Origin of the sequence: Gemella sp. 20925_1_85, assembly GCF_041433735.1 — a bacterium.
GTDB lineage: Bacteria > Bacillota > Bacilli > Staphylococcales > Gemellaceae > Gemella.
Genome location: NZ_JAPWCC010000006.1, coordinates 16,801 through 35,622 on the forward strand (window position 1 = coordinate 16,801; position 18,822 = coordinate 35,622).

Annotated in this window: 14 protein-coding genes; 3 read left to right on the forward strand and 11 right to left on the reverse strand. The window is 29.9% G+C overall.

Annotated elements, in window-relative coordinates:
• Positions 1 to 241 precede the first annotated feature (241 nt).
• The 3 genes from glmU to O3884_RS03290 all read right to left on the reverse strand — a co-directional run bounded on the left by glmU (position 242) and on the right by O3884_RS03290 (position 3,989).
• Complete coding sequence (glmU, locus tag O3884_RS03280; RefSeq protein WP_371451630.1) at positions 242 to 1,624, reverse strand: bifunctional UDP-N-acetylglucosamine diphosphorylase/glucosamine-1-phosphate N-acetyltransferase GlmU; 1,383 nt, start codon at positions 1,622 to 1,624, stop codon at positions 242 to 244.
• Complete coding sequence (gene purR, locus O3884_RS03285) at positions 1,614 to 2,471, reverse strand: pur operon repressor (RefSeq protein ID WP_371451632.1); 858 nt, start codon at positions 2,469 to 2,471, stop codon at positions 1,614 to 1,616. The genes glmU and purR overlap by 11 nt, the downstream gene beginning before the upstream one ends.
• A 216-nt stretch (positions 2,472 to 2,687) precedes the next feature.
• Entirely contained in the window at positions 2,688 to 3,989 is a 1,302-nt protein-coding gene (locus O3884_RS03290) for a hemolysin family protein (RefSeq protein ID WP_371451634.1), read from the reverse strand.
• A 223-nt stretch (positions 3,990 to 4,212) separates the two neighbouring features.
• Between O3884_RS03290 and O3884_RS03295 the strand changes: the two genes are divergently transcribed.
• Complete coding sequence (locus O3884_RS03295) at positions 4,213 to 5,139, forward strand: alpha/beta fold hydrolase (protein WP_371451636.1); 927 nt, start codon at positions 4,213 to 4,215, stop codon at positions 5,137 to 5,139.
• A gap of 9 nt (positions 5,140 to 5,148) precedes the next feature.
• On the forward strand, positions 5,149 to 5,976 hold the full coding sequence (locus tag O3884_RS03300) for an acetylxylan esterase (protein ID WP_371451638.1): 828 nt from the start codon (positions 5,149 to 5,151) through the stop codon (positions 5,974 to 5,976).
• A 56-nt stretch (positions 5,977 to 6,032) separates the two neighbouring features.
• Here the strand turns inward: O3884_RS03300 and O3884_RS03305 are convergent, their stop codons facing one another.
• From O3884_RS03305 to O3884_RS03330, 6 genes are all read right to left on the reverse strand, one after another.
• Positions 6,033 to 7,292, reverse strand: coding sequence for a Glu/Leu/Phe/Val family dehydrogenase (locus O3884_RS03305; protein WP_371451639.1), 1,260 nt, complete (start codon positions 7,290 to 7,292; stop codon positions 6,033 to 6,035).
• A 222-nt stretch (positions 7,293 to 7,514) separates the two neighbouring features.
• Entirely contained in the window at positions 7,515 to 8,441 is a 927-nt protein-coding gene (gene mmuM, locus O3884_RS03310; RefSeq protein ID WP_371451640.1) for a homocysteine S-methyltransferase, read from the reverse strand.
• Between the two features lie 10 nt (positions 8,442 to 8,451).
• Positions 8,452 to 9,819 carry an amino acid permease gene (locus tag O3884_RS03315; protein WP_371451642.1) on the reverse strand — a complete coding sequence of 456 codons (1,368 nt, stop codon included), beginning with the start codon at positions 9,817 to 9,819 and terminating at the stop codon, positions 8,452 to 8,454.
• 212 nt (positions 9,820 to 10,031) lie between these two features.
• Positions 10,032 to 12,671 carry a DNA polymerase I gene (polA, locus tag O3884_RS03320; RefSeq protein WP_371451643.1) on the reverse strand — a complete coding sequence of 880 codons (2,640 nt, stop codon included), beginning with the start codon at positions 12,669 to 12,671 and terminating at the stop codon, positions 10,032 to 10,034.
• 203 nt (positions 12,672 to 12,874) lie between these two features.
• Complete coding sequence (locus O3884_RS03325) at positions 12,875 to 14,077, reverse strand: glycosyltransferase family 4 protein (protein WP_371451645.1); 1,203 nt, start codon at positions 14,075 to 14,077, stop codon at positions 12,875 to 12,877.
• 287 nt (positions 14,078 to 14,364) lie between these two features.
• Complete coding sequence (locus O3884_RS03330) at positions 14,365 to 15,090, reverse strand: rhodanese-like domain-containing protein (protein ID WP_371451647.1); 726 nt, start codon at positions 15,088 to 15,090, stop codon at positions 14,365 to 14,367.
• A 143-nt stretch (positions 15,091 to 15,233) separates the two neighbouring features.
• Here O3884_RS03330 and O3884_RS03335 point away from each other — a divergent pair, with 143 nt between their 5' ends.
• On the forward strand, positions 15,234 to 16,757 hold the full coding sequence (locus O3884_RS03335; RefSeq protein WP_371451649.1) for a ClC family H(+)/Cl(-) exchange transporter: 1,524 nt from the start codon (positions 15,234 to 15,236) through the stop codon (positions 16,755 to 16,757).
• 42 nt (positions 16,758 to 16,799) lie between these two features.
• Here the strand turns inward: O3884_RS03335 and O3884_RS03340 are convergent, their stop codons facing one another.
• Both O3884_RS03340 and O3884_RS03345 read right to left on the reverse strand, forming a co-directional pair.
• Positions 16,800 to 17,597 (reverse strand): Cof-type HAD-IIB family hydrolase, encoded by a 798-nt coding sequence (locus O3884_RS03340; protein ID WP_371451651.1) that lies wholly within the window; start codon positions 17,595 to 17,597, stop codon positions 16,800 to 16,802.
• Positions 17,590 to 18,603 carry a LacI family DNA-binding transcriptional regulator gene (locus tag O3884_RS03345; protein WP_371451653.1) on the reverse strand — a complete coding sequence of 338 codons (1,014 nt, stop codon included), beginning with the start codon at positions 18,601 to 18,603 and terminating at the stop codon, positions 17,590 to 17,592. Before O3884_RS03345 ends, O3884_RS03340 begins: the two co-directional genes overlap by 8 nt.
• Positions 18,604 to 18,822 lie beyond the last annotated feature (219 nt).

The following is an 18,822-nucleotide window of genomic DNA, read 5'->3' on the forward strand; positions in this document are numbered from 1 at the left end:
ACAAACATGTATTTATAACACATTATACTCATATGTAATTATATACTTTTTATAAAACTATTTCAAGATAAAAAAATATGAAAGATAAGTTATTTCACTTATCTTTCATCAATTTAATTAAAAATATTTACTCATATTCTTATCGTTAAAACATATTGAAGTTTTCTCTGTTATTTAACTAATACAGTTTATTTTAGTTTTTTTTACTATAACAATCAAATAAATATTTAACTATAATATTTTACGATTTTCTACCTGCTGGCATTTTTTTAGCATAACCCATTTTATTTTCTTGTTTTACTCGAGCTATTACTAATGTATCATCTGGAGCATTCTCTGTAACTGTTGTTCCTGCTGCGACTACCGCGCCATCTCCAATTTCAAGAGGTGCTATTAAGTTTGAGTTACATCCTATAAATGCATCACTTCCAATTTTTGTACGATATTTATTTTTTCCATCATAGTTAACTGTGATTGTTCCGCAACCAATATTTGTGTTGCTTCCTACTTCTGTATCTCCTAAATAGCTTAAGTGAGCAGTTTTTGACCCGTCTCCGTATATAGTATTTTTTAATTCTACAAAGTTTCCAACTCTCACATGTTCACCTAAATCACAATTATTTCTTATATGCGCATATGGACCTACACTAGTAAAATCTCCGATTTTTGAATCACTAATAGTTGAAGATAATACTTTTACTCCATTTCCTATTTTTGCATTTTCTAAATATGAATTCGGCTTAATTTGGCAATCTTCACCAATAACCGTATTAGATTTAATAGTAACATTTGGATAAATTGTTGTATCACGACCAATAATTGCATTCGGTGCAATGTACGTATTATTAGGATCTACTAATGTAACTCCAGCAAGCATATGCCTAGTATTAATTCTATTTCTCATAACATTTTCTGCATAAGCTAGGGCTACTCTGTCGTTTACTCCAAAAGTCTCATCGAAATCATCACATAGATATGTCTCGATTATTTCTTTTTGTTCACGAATTAAAGCAAGTACATCTGGTAAATAATATTCCCCTTGATTGTTATCATTTTTAACTTTTTCTAACATTTCAAATAACAGTTTATTATCGAAACAGTAGATTCCAGAGTTAATTTCCTTAATTTTTTTCTCTTGTTCTGTTGCATCTTTTTCTTCAACGATCTTCACTAATTTTCCGTTAACATCACGAATTATACGACCATATGCAAATGGATCGTCAGCTATTGCTGTTAATACAGTTGCCTTAGCATTTGTATTCTCATGGTGATCTAGCATACTATTGATGGTTTCAGGACGAATTAGTGGAGTATCTCCATACATTACTATAGTCGTACCTTCTTTGTCTTTAAGTTCATCTTTAGCAACTTTAACAGCATGGGCTGTTCCTAATTGTTCCGCTTGTAGAACAAATTTAGTTCTATCACCTAATACTTCTTTAACTCTTTCTGCTCCGTGACCAACTACAGTGATTACTTCTTGCATTTCTAAATCATTAAGGCTATCTAAAACTAATTCAACCATTGTTCGGTCACAAACTTTGTGTAATACCTTATATAACTTCGACTGCATTCTAGTTCCTTTTCCAGCCGCTAATATAACTGCATATCTATTATTGCTCATTTTCAATATCCTCTTTTTCTACTTGGCGTAATTTTTCTATAACATTCCCTAGTTTAACATCAAATGTTCCATTAAATTCATCGATATTTTCAATTTTTGATAAGTATAAATAATCATCCTCATGTTCTCTTGGCGAATCAAAACATTGCGTGATTATTACTTTTCCAACAACATCAACATCAAATTCACTCATTAGACTTTCCATACCTGTTAGGACTCCCCCTCCACGCATGAAATCATCCACTAATAGTACTTTTGATCCTGTATTTAAACTTCTCTTAGATAAAATCATCGTTTCTATTTTCTTAGTCGAACCTGAAACATAGTTTATTGCAACAGTAGTTCCTTCAGTAACTTTATTATCTCTTCTAATAATAATTACTGGCTTATTCAGTATTGAAGCAATAGCGTAAGCAACAGGAATACCTTTTGTTGCTACTGTAACTACAGCATCAACTTCTTTGTTCTTATAAACTGTAGCAACCACTCGTCCTAGCTTGTTCATTAAACTAGGATCTCCTATTATATCAGACATAAAAATATATCCACCAGCTAATAAACGATTTCCATCATTTATTTTATCAAGAAAACCATTAAGAATTTCTCTAGCATCTTCTTCTACTAATGTCGGTGTAAATAAAACACCTCCACTTACTCCTGCTAGAGTTTTAACTTCTCCGATATTTTCTTCTTTAAAACCATTTTTTATTATGTGGATATCTTCACTAATAGAAGACTTAGCTTGATTGAATTTTGAAACGAAATATGTTAATGGAATTAATTTATTAGGATTATTTAATAAATATTCCGTCATAACTACTATTCTTTCACTTCTCTTTAACTTCATCTTATACTCCTTACATGTACATATAATGATTCACAATCATTATACAAAACATTCAATATATTTTATTCGTATATTATATGTATATAATACCACCATTGTTCGGAATAGTAAAGATATAGCAGAGATTTTTAAGTTCATTTTAACTAATTAAACAATTTGTTACCATATATATAAAAAGAAGAGATAGCATTTTCATTCTATCTCTTCTAATTTCTATTATTTTTCTTTCCAAACTTCTAAAGTTCGTATTTGATTTTCCTCTACTTTTCTAACTACAAATGTTAATTTATCTATAGAGTAAACAGCCCCGACTTTAGCTTCATATTTTTCTAAATATACATAAGCTCCAATAGTATCTACTTCTTCATGAGGTAAATGTACATGGAACAATGCATTTACATCTTGAATTGGAACCCAACCATCAACTAGATAGTGACCGTTTTTTAATTTTTTAATTAAGCTTTGTTCATCTTCATCGAACTCATCTCGAATTTCTCCAGTAATCTCTTCAACTATATCCTCAAGTGTAACTACCCCACTAGTCCCTCCATATTCATCTGTTATAACAATCATATGTTCTCTATTTTGCTTAATAGTTGCTAAAACTTGAGAAATAGGTGTATGCTCAAAGATTTTTATCGCTGGTGTAATGTATTCTTCTAAGTCTTTAGTTGTTTCTATAGGTTTATCTGTAAATAATAATTTCTTAACATTCAAAATTCCTAGAATTTTATCTTTATCTCCATCTTCAATTACCGGATATCTTGTGTATTCTTCTTGCTTTAACTGTCTCATTATAATTCCTAGAGAATCACTCATGTCTATTGCTTCAACTTCAGTTCTAGGTGTCATAATTTCTTTAGCAATTTTATTATCGAACTCAAATACTCTTTCGACATATCTGTATTCTACATCGTTAATTTGACCGTGTAGCCTTGAAGATTTCATAATAGTTCTAAGCTCTTGTTCACTATGAATATCATCATGTTCAGAAGCAGGTTCGAATCCAAACATTTTCGCTATAAGATTAGCTAATGAATTAAGTAACCACACTAACGGTCTCATAACTTTGTCGAACATATACATCGGCCACGCCACTCTCAAACATGTTTTTTCGGCAGATTGAATCGCTATAGTTTTAGGAACTAATTCTCCTAAAACAACATGTAAAAGCGTCATAAACCCAAATGCCACTACTAATGAAATAGTATGCGTAACAGTTTCATTTAAATTTAATAATTCAAAAATAGGATTAAATAAAGCGTGGAATGTTGATTCCCCTATCCAACCTAATCCAAGAGAAACAATTGTAATCCCTAGCTGTGTTGCAGACAAGTAGTGATCTAATTGTTCTACCATCGTAACTAATATTTTTGCAGTTTTATTTCCTGATTCTACTAATTCATTCACCCTTGTTGGTCTAAGTTTAACAAGTGCAAATTCAAACATTACAAATATTGCCGAGGCAATAAGTAATAATACAATTATCAATATTTTAATTAAGATACTGAGATCCATATGGTTTTAATTTAACCTCTTTCCTTATTATTTTTTAGTCATTAATAAATAATTTTACTACATATAAACTTTTTTTTCAATTATTATTGCACCTTTTAAAAACATTGATTTAACAAACATGATGTCTATACTATACTTTTCTTTGAAAATTCATTATATTGGAATTATTTGTTATCGAGTGGTAGTATATAAAATATATGAAAACGCTATAATGAGGTGTCAGATGAAAAATTTTGTAGACTTTAATAATTTTTGGGATAAAAAAATAAAACTTATCGAGGATATACAACTAAAATATGATTTAAATAAAACTTCATTTTCAAAATTTGATAATATTGAATTTTATGATTTAACTTTCACTAGCTATGATAATTCTGTTATTTATGCAAAATATATAAAAAATATAAAATATAGAAAAATCTATCCTCAGAAAAATATTCCTGTATTATTTTATTTTCATGGATATCCTGCATCAAGTAGAAACTGGTTAGAAAAATCAACATTCGCTTCCCTTGGTTACGATGTAGTTGCCTTAGATTTTAGAAATCAAGGTGGCAAAAGTAAAGATTCAAGCAACTCTGCACCCTCAGTATTTGGCCATCTAACAGTTGGACTTGATGAAAATATAGAAAATATGATTTTTTATAAAAATATTTTAGATAGTCTTATTTTATCCAAAATCGTATCATCCTTTGGAGACATTAACGAGAAAGAAATTGTTAGTTTTGGAGCATCTCAAGGAGGAGCATTTTCTATAATATTTTCAGCGCTAAACAAAAACGTTACTAAATGTATTAGCCTCTATCCCTTCCTCGCAAATTTCAAAAATATCTATGAAAAAGACAATAGAAAAAATGCCTATGGTGAATTAACTCACCACGGGCGTTGGTTTAATACAACTGGTGAAAATACTAAAAACTTCTTGAATAACCTTTACTATCTAGATACTATAAATTTCGCAAAAAATTTAAAATGTTCCGTTTTGTTCGGCATCACTAACCTTGATGAAGATTGTCCAAAAGAGACTCAAGAAAAAATATACAATGAGATTACTAGTAGAAAAAAAGCTTGCATCTACAAAAAGTACTATCATGAAAACATCCCGAATTTTAATGATGAAATAGTTAAATTTTTATTAGAAATTGAATAGGAGTCAAACATGAAATTAGAAAAAAATAGAAAACTAGTATACAAAGAAAATATAATTGATATTCCCCATCCATTCATTCAATATAAGAAAATAATTTTTAAAGGAATAGATAATTCACAAATAGAATTAGATTTAGCTATACCTAAGTCAAACATTAAAGGAGTCATAGTTGACTTCCCTGAATTCAAAGTAAAAAATAAAGATTATTTGAATTTAACTAAATACAGTATGCTAGACTATGCTTTAGCCTCTCTCCATATTAGAGGACAAGCAGGTAATAGCGAGAATAAAACACCTTGTTCTCATTTCCCATTTTTAGATAATAGCTCATCACTTTTATATTTTAATTTAGTTTTTCAAGATGCGCTAGACACTATAAGTATTGTAGAAAAACTCTTTACAAATAAAGAAATTATAGTGACTGGACTAGGTCAAGGAGCAGCTATTAGCATTGTTTGTGCTAGTTATTACGATTCTATTAAAGAACTATTCATCTCTGACTGTTCACTTTGTGATATTAAAAATACTTATAACAATAATAAAAAGGATCCTATTTTCAAAAATATTTATAAATTTGAAAGAGATTTTTCTGATAAGATAGATTATTTAAATGCCACACTAAATTCAATAGATATACTAAATTTCAGCAATTCTTTAACTCAAAAAGTACATTATGGATTATCATACCTAGACCCTAGAACGCCTATCGATGCACAATTGAAACTATTAAGCACTCTAGAAAATGTAGAAATTCAACATTATTTATTCTTAGATTATAAAAAAATATTCCAACATCAATTTGATGATTACATACTCGAAGTTCTTTCAAATAAATAGTAAAAGGTGAATCTCTAGAAATTATACCTCCTAGCGATTCACCTTTTAAATTATAATTAGCTTAATTTACCTTTTAGTTTCATGTTTTTAACAATTTTCTCAATAGAATTTACATAAGCAGCTTTTCTCAACGGAATAGCAAATCTTTCTTTCACTTCCCAAATATCATTAAACGCTTTTGTCATAACTCTCGCTTGTTTTTCTACAACTTCTTCTTCTGTCCAGTAGTAACCTTGTAAGTTTTGTACCCATTCAAAGTAAGATACAGTAACACCACCACTGTTCGCAAGAATATCAGGAATTACTATAATTCCTCTTTCTTGTAGAGCTTTATCGCCAGCTAAAGTTGCTGGCCCATTAGCACCTTCAGAAACAACAGTAGCTTTTATTAAATTAGCTTCTTTTTCGTCAATTGCATTCTCTAATGCACAAGGACACACTACATCAACATCTAAAGCCCAAAACTCATCTAAAGTTAAACGTTTTGTGTTTGGTAATGTATGGAATCTTACTCTCTTATCTTTACATTCTTGCAGTTCTGCATATGATAATCCTTCTTCACGATAAACAGCATATTGAACACCATCATCATCACGCTCAGTTACTGCAACTACAGTAGCACCAAACTTCACAGCTGTATCTACAGTATAGCTACCTACGTTACCGAAACCTTGAACAGCAAATCTCGCACCTTCTGTAGATTTACCTAATTTCTCTAGCGCTAATTTTGCAGCAAGTGCTACACCGTATCCAGTCGCTTGAGTTCTACCTAAAGAGCCGCCTAATTCTAATGGTTTCCCAGTTAACGTTCCTATACCTTGTTCTCCAGTAAGAACATTATATTCATCAATCATCCAAGACATAATTTGTCCATTAGTATTAACGTCTGGTGCAGGCACATCTTGTTTTTCACCTAGATATTTGTACAATCCACGAATATATCCACGTGATAATCTTTCTAATTCACCTTTTGATAAATCTTTTGGATCTACTATAATACCACCTTTACCTCCACCATATGGTAGATTAGCAACAGCACATTTAAATGTCATCCAAATTGATAATGCTTTAACTTCATCTTCTGTTACAAGTGGATGGAATCTTAATCCACCTTTTGTAGGACCAATTGCATCATTATGCTGAGAACGGAATCCTTTGAAGTATTTCACCTCACCATTATCCATTCTAACAGGAATAGAAATCTCAATAAATCTTTGTGGATCTTTTAAAGATTCATACACTTCTTCTTTATAACCTAAAACTTCACAAGCACCTTTAATTTGCTCTCTTGCGTTAACTAATGGATTGTTATTCATAATCACATCTCCTTAGAATGTTATTTTACATTTGTCATGTAATATTTTTTATTAATTATAACAAATACAATATATTTTTGTAAACGTTTTTGTTTTCACTTCATATTTTTCTTATTTCTTAATATATTTACTCTTAAAAACAAAAACTTTATAAAAAAAGCTAGTATTACAAATTTTATTTATTGTAATCTAGCTTTTTTATATAACCTATAAATTTAATTATTATTTAATTTTCTCTAACAATGTTTTAGAAAGAACTTCTATATCATCTTTCGTTGTACAACAACAACCACCAATCATCGAACAACCTTTTTCATACCAATCTAGACAATCTTTACTAAATATATGTTCACTACTATCACTATTACTCCATTCTTTTGTTAATGGATCATAAATTGCTCCACCATTCGGATAAGCAATTATTTTTTTCGAACGATTTTTAGACAATATTTCAATTGTTCTAGCAACAAATTCCGGTTTTACACAATTTATTCCGTAACCTATAACTTGATTATTCTCTTCAAGGAGAACCTGTACATCTTCTAATCTATTCCCATCACTTATATGTTCCGAATCTCTTAATGAACAAGTTATCCAAGCAACAACTTCTGGATATTTAGACAATATATTTAATAATACTTTAATTTCTTCTAAATTAGGAATAGTTTCAATAGCAAGTAAATCAACACCTTCTTTAATAAGAATATCAATTCTCTTTTCATGGAATTCTTCTAAAAATTGATTATCAACTGTATAATCTCCTCTATATTCTGAACCATCAGCTAGATATGCACCGTAAGGTCCTACTGAGCCTGCAATCCACATATCTTTATCTGAGACTGCTTCTTCTCTTGCTTCTTTTGCCAATTCGACTGACTTTTTCATAAATTTTTCCGCTTCTTCTTCAGAGTATCCTAAATCTTTAAATCCTAAAATACTCGCTTGATATGTTGATGTTATAGCTACATTAGCACCCGCTTCAAAATACTCTCTATGAACTTCTTTTATTTTTTCTGGCTTTTCTACCAGTACCTTCGCCGTCCATAGTTTATGATTTAAATCCATACCTTTTTTCTCTAATGCTGTAGACATAGCACCATCAATCACAACATATTTTTGATTATTCAACCATTCTCTAAATTTACTCATAAGATAACTCCTATTTTTTATTTTTAAACACTAATTGATAATATCCAAAACATAATATAACAAAAGGAATAAATATTATTAATCCTATTCGTTGATTAGGGTCAATCGCTATACCCACCATAGATACTAAACATAGAGTAATTACTAAAATAGGCACTACTGGATATAAAGGCGCTTTATATTTTAAATCATTTATAAGCCCACCGTTTCGAATATATTGTTTTCTAAAATTATAATGTGACCATCCTATTCCTAACCATACCCCTACTACAGCTAAACCTGAAATAGATGTTAAAGCTAAATAAACTGTTTCTGCCGCATAAATACTTGAAAATAACGATAAGAAACCTCCTAGCATAGTAAGTGCTAAACCATAAACGGGCAATCCTTTTTTATTTAATTTAGAAAATGATTTCGGTAAAGTATTTTGATTAGATAATGACCAAAGCATTCTTGAAGCTGCATATAATCCTGAATTAGCTGCAGATAATAAAGTTACAATCAAAATAAAATTCATTATATCTCCAATATACGGAATACCTATATTAGTTAATATTGTTACAAATGGACTCTCATCTAATCCTGCTTTTTCTTGTGGTAATAAAGCTCCAATAACAACAATCGTTCCAATAAATAGTACGATTAATATTACCAATGTTTGGAATATTGCCTTTGGAACACTTTTCTCAGGATTTTTTGTTTCACCTGCTGCAACCCCGATAATTTCAGCTCCTGAAAAAGCAAAGTTAGCTGATAATATAGCTAAAGCTATTGCACCAAATCCATTTGGAAAAACACCATTTTTAGTAAATTCTTTAAATAAAGGGGCTTCAGATGCACTTTGATATTTTAAAACACCAAAAATTGCTAATAAACCTAAAACTAAAATAACAGCTAATGCTATAACTTTTATAAACGACATCCAAAACTCACTATTAGCAAATAATTTTAAGTTGAAAATATTTAAACCTAAAATAAATAGTGCAAAAATTAAACACCAAATCCACTGCTCAACACCAGGGAACCATCGCCCCATAAATATTGCAAGTGTAATAAATTGATATCCCAAGGCAACTGTCCAAGTTAACCAATATAGCCAAGCAACGACAAAACCTACACCTGGATGAATATATTTACTAGCATAAGTATGAAATGCTCCTGTATTTGGATCATGAACTGTAAGTTCCCCTAAACATAACATAACTAGACACACCAAAAATGCTCCAATAAGGTACGCAATTATAGTTCCTACTGCTCCAGCTTCTTGAATCAAGTAACCTGAACTAAGAAAAATTCCAGTACCTATAACTCCACCTAGTGATAATGTAATTAGATGCTTACTTTGCATCTCTTTAACAAAACTTTGTTTTTCTTCCATAAAAACATCCTTTCATATAATAAATTAAGAGAATGATAATATCTCGATAACGAAAATAATTATCATTCTCCCTTGTTCCTATTATATATTATTTTTGAAAATTTTAACAGAAAAACATTATGTAAATTTACATTTATTTCTATTTTAAGTTGACTTTCTCTTTTATTTTCTACTATAAATCACTTTGTGAATTTACATCAACTTTCTTAAAACTACTTAGCATCATACCACGATGCTCCACTACTAGCCTCCGCTTTTAGTTGAACATCTAAATTAGCTGCTTCTTCCATGATTTTTATCATTTCTTTTGTAAACTCTTCTTCGATATCTTTACTTACATCAAAGATCAATTCATCATGTACTTGTAATAATAATTTTGCATCTACATTTGTTTTTTCTAAATATTCAAATACATTAACCATAGCTATCTTAATAATATCCGCAGCAGTTCCTTGAATTGGTGAATTCATCGCAATACGTGCATTTAGATTAGCTACAATCTTGTTTTTCGCATTAATATCCGGTAATGCTCTTCTTCTATTGAATAAAGTTTCTACATAACCATGTTCTTTTGCAAAATCTACGATATCAGTCATATACTTATCAACACCTTTGAATGTTTGTAAATATTTATCAATGAATTCTTTCGCACGTTTTCTAGTAATTCCAAGGTTGTTAGATAAACCAAAATCAGAAATTCCATAAACAATACCAAAGTTAACAGCTTTAGCCTCTCTACGCATTGAAGACGTTACCTCATCAAGACTAACTCCATTAACATCACTAGCTGTTTTCGTGTGAATATCTACATCATGTTTAAATGCATCTATCATTCCTGCATCTTGTGCGATATGAGCTAGAACACGAAGCTCAATTTGAGAATAGTCAATAGATAAGATTACTCTATCATCAGAAGCTGGAACGAATGCTTTTCTGATTTTTTTACCTTCTTCAATTCTCGTCGGTATATTTTGAAGATTTGGATTTACTGAAGATAAGCGTCCAGTTTGAGCTAATGTTTGCTCATAACGTGTATGAATTTTCCCTTCTCGAGTAATATCTTTTACTAAGCCTTTTGCATAAGTTGAGTTTAATTTTGTAATTGTTCTATATTCCATAATCAATGGAATAATTTCATGACTATGTTGTAGTTGTTCTAGTACCTCTACAGCTGTAGAATATCCAGTCTTCGTTTTCTTAACTGGTGGTAATCCTAGATCCTCAAATAATACTACTCCTAATTGTTTAGGTGAAGCTATATTGAATTCTGAACCAGCTAAAGTATATATGCTAGCTTCTAAAGTTTTAATTCTTTCATCAAACTCTGCACTCATTTCCTCAAGAGCTTTCTTACTAACATGTATTCCTTCAAATTCCATATTAGCTAACACCTTAGCAACTTTTATCTCTATATCTTTATATAAATCCACCATATTTTCTTCTGCAAGTTTTTCTTCCATCAATGGTTTCATTAACGAAATACTCTCTGCAATTTCAGCTATATACGGATTAATAACTTCTTGAGCCGGTAAAGTTCTTTTTGCCCCCTTACCATAGATTTCTTCGTCACTGCTTATTATTTTCCCAAGATAGTTAAAGACGATTTTATCAATTTCAGTTTTTGCATTAACATCAATTAGGTAAGACACAATTTTTACATCGAAAACTTCTCCATTAATATCTACGCCATTTCTCTTAGCTATAAATAAAATCTTCTTAAAATCATAAACAGTTTTAGCAATTTCACTTTGAAGATAATCAACTACAAATTTATTAGTAAAAAACTGTTCTTCACTAAAAATATAAGCAGTTCCTTCTTTATAGACTACTATTCCAACCACATCTGAGTTATGGTAATCTTCTGTGTAACACTCAATATGTAAAGTACTGTCGGTAAAATCTATTTTCGTATTTTTATCCGCTAAAACAATATTAATCTCTTTTTTAGGAGTAGTATTCTCTTCAACTACTTCTCCTGCCTCTTCACTAGAAGTTTCTTGAGATAATTTTCTTAAGAACGAAACAAACTCAAGTTTTTCAAATAACTCTCTTTTAAGTTCTACATTCTCACTATATGTTAAATCTTCTAACTTATTGTCAACTGGAACTTCAGTATAAATAGTAGCTAACTTCTTACTTAACAGAGCATCTTCTCGCCCTTCAGTTAAACGCTCTTTTAGTTTTTTACCACTAATATTATCAATGTTATCTAGCACATTCTCAACAGTTTTATATTCTGTTAATAATTTTATAGCAGTCTTTTCACCAACTCCAGCTATTCCTGGAATATTATCGCTCTTATCTCCCATAAGACCTTTCATATCAACGATTTGTTCTGGAGTTAATCCATATTTTTCAGCAATAAACTCAGGAGTATAATAATCTATATCTGTAACACCGCGTTTAGTGTAGTAGATCGTTATATTTTCACTAGCTAGTTGAGTTAAGTCTTTATCTCCAGTTACTATTATTACTTCTAGCCCTTCTTTTTCAGCGATTTTAGCATAACTTCCGATAATATCATCCGCTTCATAGTCGAAATGTTCTTCATACTTTATTCCATATGAATCTAGAAGTTCTCTAACATACCCGAATTGTTCTACTAACTCACTAGGTGTTTTATCCCTAGTCCCCTTGTATGCTTCATAACTTTGGTGTCTAAACGTCTGTTTACCTTTATCAAAGGCAACTAACGCATATTTTGGATTAGTATCTGCCAATATTTTTTCTAGCATCAATGTAAAACCATATACACTATTTGTATATAGTCCTTTTTTATTTTTTAAAGCTGGCATAGCATAAAAAGCACGATAACTTAAACTATTACCATCTATTAATATTATCTTATCCATCTAATTCTCCTAAATATTTGTTTTTTAAACAACTAAAATGGGGTAACTTCAAAAATCGTATTTATTAAATCGATTTTCTATAGTCACCCCCGTACTATCTATCTCATATTCGAAAATCACTTCTTAAATATATTTAAATACCTGCAAACTACGGCACTTTGTTTTTAAGTATTTACTTTTAGAAATATTCACTACCTATTATTCTACAATAATTTGTAAATAATTTCTATTTTTCTCTTCCAAGAGTGGTGTTCAATTTCTTCTAGTAATTCAGCAGGAATTTCACGTTGCTCTCTTGTTCTTTCTATCATAAGTTCTAAAGCACCTACTATTCTATTTACAAATGCTGGTTTTTCCTCTTCAACAGCCTTATCAGTGTCATAAATAGTTGGCATTGCTATATATTCTATTATCTTAGAATTATTAATTTTATCTCCAAGAAATTCAATAAGTCCCTCTATCTCAGTAGCAACTACTCTTAGTCCACTTCCTAAAGCTTCCACGGCAATAAGACCTAATCCCTCAAAATAAGATGGTAGTATAAAAATATCTTTATGCCTCATTATTTCCCCTAAATGTGCTTGATCTACGGCATTATAAATTTTTATTTTCTTAGAATCGCCAACTAAAGCTTCAACCCTAGGTCTATCCTCTTCTTTTAAATTCCCTATTAATTCTAATTCTACATTATTGTCTTTTTTCTCTAATAATCTAAACGCCTTTATCAACTCATAAAAACCTTTTGATTCATCAAATTTCCCTGCATATAAAATTTTTACATTATCCTGTTTTTCGTATTTTTCAGCAGGATAAAAAATCTTCTCATTATATCCAGCACCAATATTTACAATCTTATCCTCAGGATAATTGTAAATATTAGAAATCCCTTCTATAACACCGCTGCTTAGTGCTAATATCTTATCTAATTTGCCAAGGCTTTTGACATACTTATCTTTCATTGCCGGGTTCTTTTCAGCTTGTCTTATATCCGTATTATGACAAACTCCAATTACTTTTTCACCTTCAAACACATCACAAACTATAGAACTTAAAATCCACAAGTGATGTGTGATTACAACATCTGGTTTAAATTCTCTTTTAGCTCTCTCTAATTTTTTACGGAATACTTCCTGCCAAGTTTCCAACATTTCATCTGTCATATTTTTATACAAAGTATTTTCATAAGGCATAATATCACTCATACCAACGATAGGAAAACTAATATCCTTACCTTGAAACTCAACTTCGAATTTCTCTTCTAAGAAATTAAAATCATATTCCGACGTTGTTGCATAAACCGCAGCCTGCTCAACATCAAACTGTTTAAGCCCTTCAATTACATTAGTAAAATATACACCACTTCCTGTCTTAATAGGTAATTGTGCTAATACGTGTAAAATTTTCATAATTATCTTCCTCTATTTCATATTTTCCGTCACTTATATTATAACCTAATTTAACATTTTTTTATAGTAAACGTATTAAATCTTTATGCTAGTCATATAAAAAAGAAACTCACCTAGAATAATCCTCTGCTCTAAGTGAATTTCTTATAATTAAATTACTATCTCTATATTCTATAATTTCACAAGGGAGTGACTCAGAAATCGTGATTTCGAAGAAAACGATTTCGTCGAGTCAGCCCCTAAAAATTTATTAAAACGATAACCTATCGTCTTTTTAATTTCTACGCTCAACCACAAGATGATGATTCTTGATCATCTTTAGTTTCTATATAATCATTTTTATTATAAAACGCATTTTTATATCTATCTAACTTAAATGGTTCGACTAGATTAATAACAGTAAATCCATCTAAACCAAGTTTTTTACATACTTCTTTACTTTCTTCAGGTTTGTCACTATAAACAAAAATTTCTGCGTCTTTATTTAACTTATCTAAAATACTATCTATTTCATTAGGTGAAACTTTGATTTCTTCATCATTTAAAATTTCACTACCTAAGTTTAAAAACTGCTTATTTTTACTTGCAGAGATACGATATTTGAATTCAGATAATAATGCATTGCTGTATATTGCTTTACCATAATCATATTGCTTAATTCCATCTCCAATATGAAGTTTCGTGAACCCACGCTCTCTTAATAATTTTTCAGTATTACGAGATGTTACATCAACTACACAATATAGAATTATATCTTTGTCCTTATACTCATCTAGCACATCGCTATTATTTTTGAAAAGTTTAATAGGTAAGTTTACCGCATTAATTGCATGCCCTCTTGCATATTCTTTTCTCCAACGAACATCTACAACAAGTGCTTCTTCAAAAGTTTTTTTCTCTACTTCAGCTCCAGCGATTCTCCCTGGCTTACCTTTAAGTAATTTAAGCCAAAACGCATAAAGTCCTAATAGGATAATTAATAGTACAATTACTATAATAACAAATATTTTCATCTATTTTACTCCTTTCTTAACATAATTATATTATATCACACATTTTGTATTTTTAATAATAAATGATATTTAAAATTACTTTGATTTTTTTATAAAATAAGAGTAAAATTATGTTATAGACATTTTTTAGAAAGGAGATTTAAATGAAAATTTCCAAAATAAGTAAAATAGACAACAAAAATTTAAAACTCGAATCTTCATTACTTTTTGATGGAATCTTAGTTGGACTAGCCGCAGGAATAGTCGGTGCCAGCTATAGATTACTTATTGGATATAGTGAAAAACTTGTTCACTATACAGCTGACTTTATAAAAACTGGTTTTATATATAAAATTATATTATTAGCAGTTTTAATACTACTCGCATTATTTTCTGGATTCTTACTTAAAAGAGAACCTATGGCAAGTGGAAGTGGAATTCCTCAAGTATCAGCAGAAATAACAGGAAGACTTAATTCAAATCCATTACGTGTGCTTATTTATAAAATCACCGGAGGATTAACAGCTAGTTTAGGTGGTCTATCTTTAGGTAGAGAGGGCCCATCCATTCAACTCGGCGCCATGAGCGGAAAACTTGTATCAAGAATTTTAAAAAAGGATAGTATTAAAGAAAAATATCTTATTACTTGTGGTGCTAGTGCAGGTTTATCTATTGCCTTTGGTGCGCCACTTGCAGGTGTCCTGTTTTCTATAGAAGAAGTTCATAAGCAAATCACAAAAAAAATTGTAATTTGTTGCTTCAGTGCTGCTGTTGTGGCTAATATTGTTGGACAATATATCTTTGGACTTACTGCTATTTTTAAATTCCCAGAGGTACCGTATGTGGAAGTTAGTATATATCCTTGGGTTGCTTTATTAGGTATTTTGCTAGGAATATTTGGAACATTCTATAATGTTACTATAAAAATACTATTTAAAATTTATGAATTCTTGAAACTAAATATAGTATTTAGACCTCAGGTAGCATTTCTAATTTCATTTGTACTTTTTATTTTTTATCCTATAGTACTTGGAAGTGGGCATAATCTAGTAGAATTTTTAATTGAGAATAAATTCAGTTTTATGTTTTTATTAACATTGTATTTTATAAAAACTTTATTTTCACTTGTATCATTCACATCCGGTGTTGCAGGTGGTATTTTCCTACCAATTCTGATTCAAGGAGCTGTACTCGGTACATTATTTAGTAACTTCTTTGATGCCAAATATACTGCTTTATTTGTCATCTTGTCAATGTCTGGATATTTAACAGCAATTGTAAGAAGTCCTATTACTTCAATAATATTATTATTTGAAATGACACAAAAACTTAACTATTTCCTTCCAATAGCACTTTGTTGCTTATTTGCATATATTACTGCGAATATACTCGGGACAAAACCAGTTTACGAATATCTATTAGATCGTATTTTATCAAGCAATAAACTAGACGATGATGAAGTTGAAATGGAAGTAGAGATTCTTACAACAATATCAAACGATAGTTTCTTAGTTGGAAAATCAATAAAAGAAATAGAATGGACTGAAAATACACTTATCTCTAATATCGAACGTTCTGGTAGAGAAATCGTACCTAAAGGAACAACAGTTTTAGAAGCCAACGACAAACTTACTGTCATAATGCCTAAAGAAAGTGTTGAAACATTTTTAGAAAAATTTAGTAAATAAATAAAGACTAGAAGATTTATTAAAATTCTTCTAGTCTTAGTTTTATATTACATTAAAATGTTTTAACGCATTTGTTATTCCATCATCATCTACGCTTGTCGTGATATAATCTGCAATCTCTTTAACATTTTCTCCAGCATTCCCCATCGCTACACCTATTCCAGCATGTTTAAGCATATCTATGTCATTACCACCATCACCAAATGCCATAGTTTCCTCTAATTTAATACCAAAGTGTGCGATAACCGCATCAATGCCAGTATTTTTTCCACCATCTTTTGGAATAACATCTGTAAAATGAGTAGTCCATCTTGCTGCTTTTGAATTAGGCATATATGCTAAAAAGTCCGCTTCTTCCTCTTCTGATACAAAAACATTAAGTTGATAGATTTTTTCACTAATTGCTTTATCATATGCTAGCGGATCTTCTTTAAAACGCTCTGGATCTCCTAGCTCATCTTCTAACCATTTCACCCTTGAATTTTTCAAATTCATAAATGCTCCATCTAATAAAGCAAAGTCACATGCAATCTTATTTTCTTTAAAATAAGGAAGGACATTTTTTATATCTTCTTGCGATAATATCTTATCATTTAAAACTTCACCATTTTCTAAATAGCAATATTGCCCATTTATCGTAATATATCCATCAAATTTAAAATCTAATAAGTCATTTAAAAATGTAGTATGGAATGGTGCTCTTCCTGTAGCTATAAATATCTTAATTCCTTGTTCTTTTAATTTTTTTAAAGTATTTGCTGTATTTTCAGGAATTGTTTTCGTTTTAAAACTTCTTATAGTTCCATCAATATCAAAAAAAACTGCTTTTATTTTAGTCATTTTTATTCTCCATTTTGTTTAAGTCAACTACACTATCTCTTGTTTTTAATTCATAACCAATTAATAGTTTCATAGCTGTTTCTTCTTTTTTTATTATATTTAATAACATTTCTACCGTCTGCTTAGCCGCATCTTTTAAATCAAATTTTATAGTTGTTAATGGTGATTTTAATAATGCAGATGAAGTATAATCTCCAAATGCTGCTACAGAATAATCTTTACCTACATTTAATCCTTCTTCTTCAAGAGCCTTTATCGCTCCATAAGCCAAATTATCAGTTGCGCAAATTAAACAACTATCTTCTTTTAACTTTTCTATGTTCTCTTTTACTATTTCATATCCTTCTTCCATTCCGAAATTAGTAATCAATATACTCTCAGGTTCTAGATTATACTTTTCTAAGGTTCTTATTACCCCTAATTTTCTATAATAACCTACAGCAATATCATCTTCTCCAACTCCTAAGTAAGCTACTTTTTTATGACCACTTGCCAATACATAATTCGTTAAATCTCTAGCAGCATTGAAGTCATTGTACTCAACACTATATGTATACTCTCCTTCTTGCCCTAGCATAACAACAGGAACATCAATAGATTTAATAGTACTTTCATAAGCCTTACTCATCGTAGTAGGTAATAAAATGATCCCATCTACATTTATTCTTGCTAATTTTTTTATATACTCCAATTGCTTATTCTCATCAAAATTAGCATTCATTATTAGCGTCTCATAATTATTTTCTTTTAATTCTTTATCAAGATATTTTAAAGTATTTCCACTGATATAAGAGTGTAAACATGGAACGATTACTCCAATGATCTTACTATCAGTACTTTTTAACGCTTTAGCAAAAGTGTTTGGTGTATAGTTATACTTATCTACTATTTCTTTAATTCTTTCTCTTGTTTCTTTTTTTAAATTCCCACCATTAAAGTATCTTGAGACAGTAGTAGTACCTACTCCGGCCATTTTTGCTATATCTACTATTGTCAATTTTTTCATAGATTACCTCCTTAGACCATAACTATAATTATAAACGATTCAACTAAATAAATAAAGAATTATATAAGAACATTTTTAGAAAATATAAACACTAATTATTTGTTAAATACATTAAATTTTCATTCTGTAATACAAGAAAAATAATTCACTTTTGCTTTTTATTGTAATACAATTCATTTTATATCTTCTAAATAAAAACAATACGAATCGTTATAATGA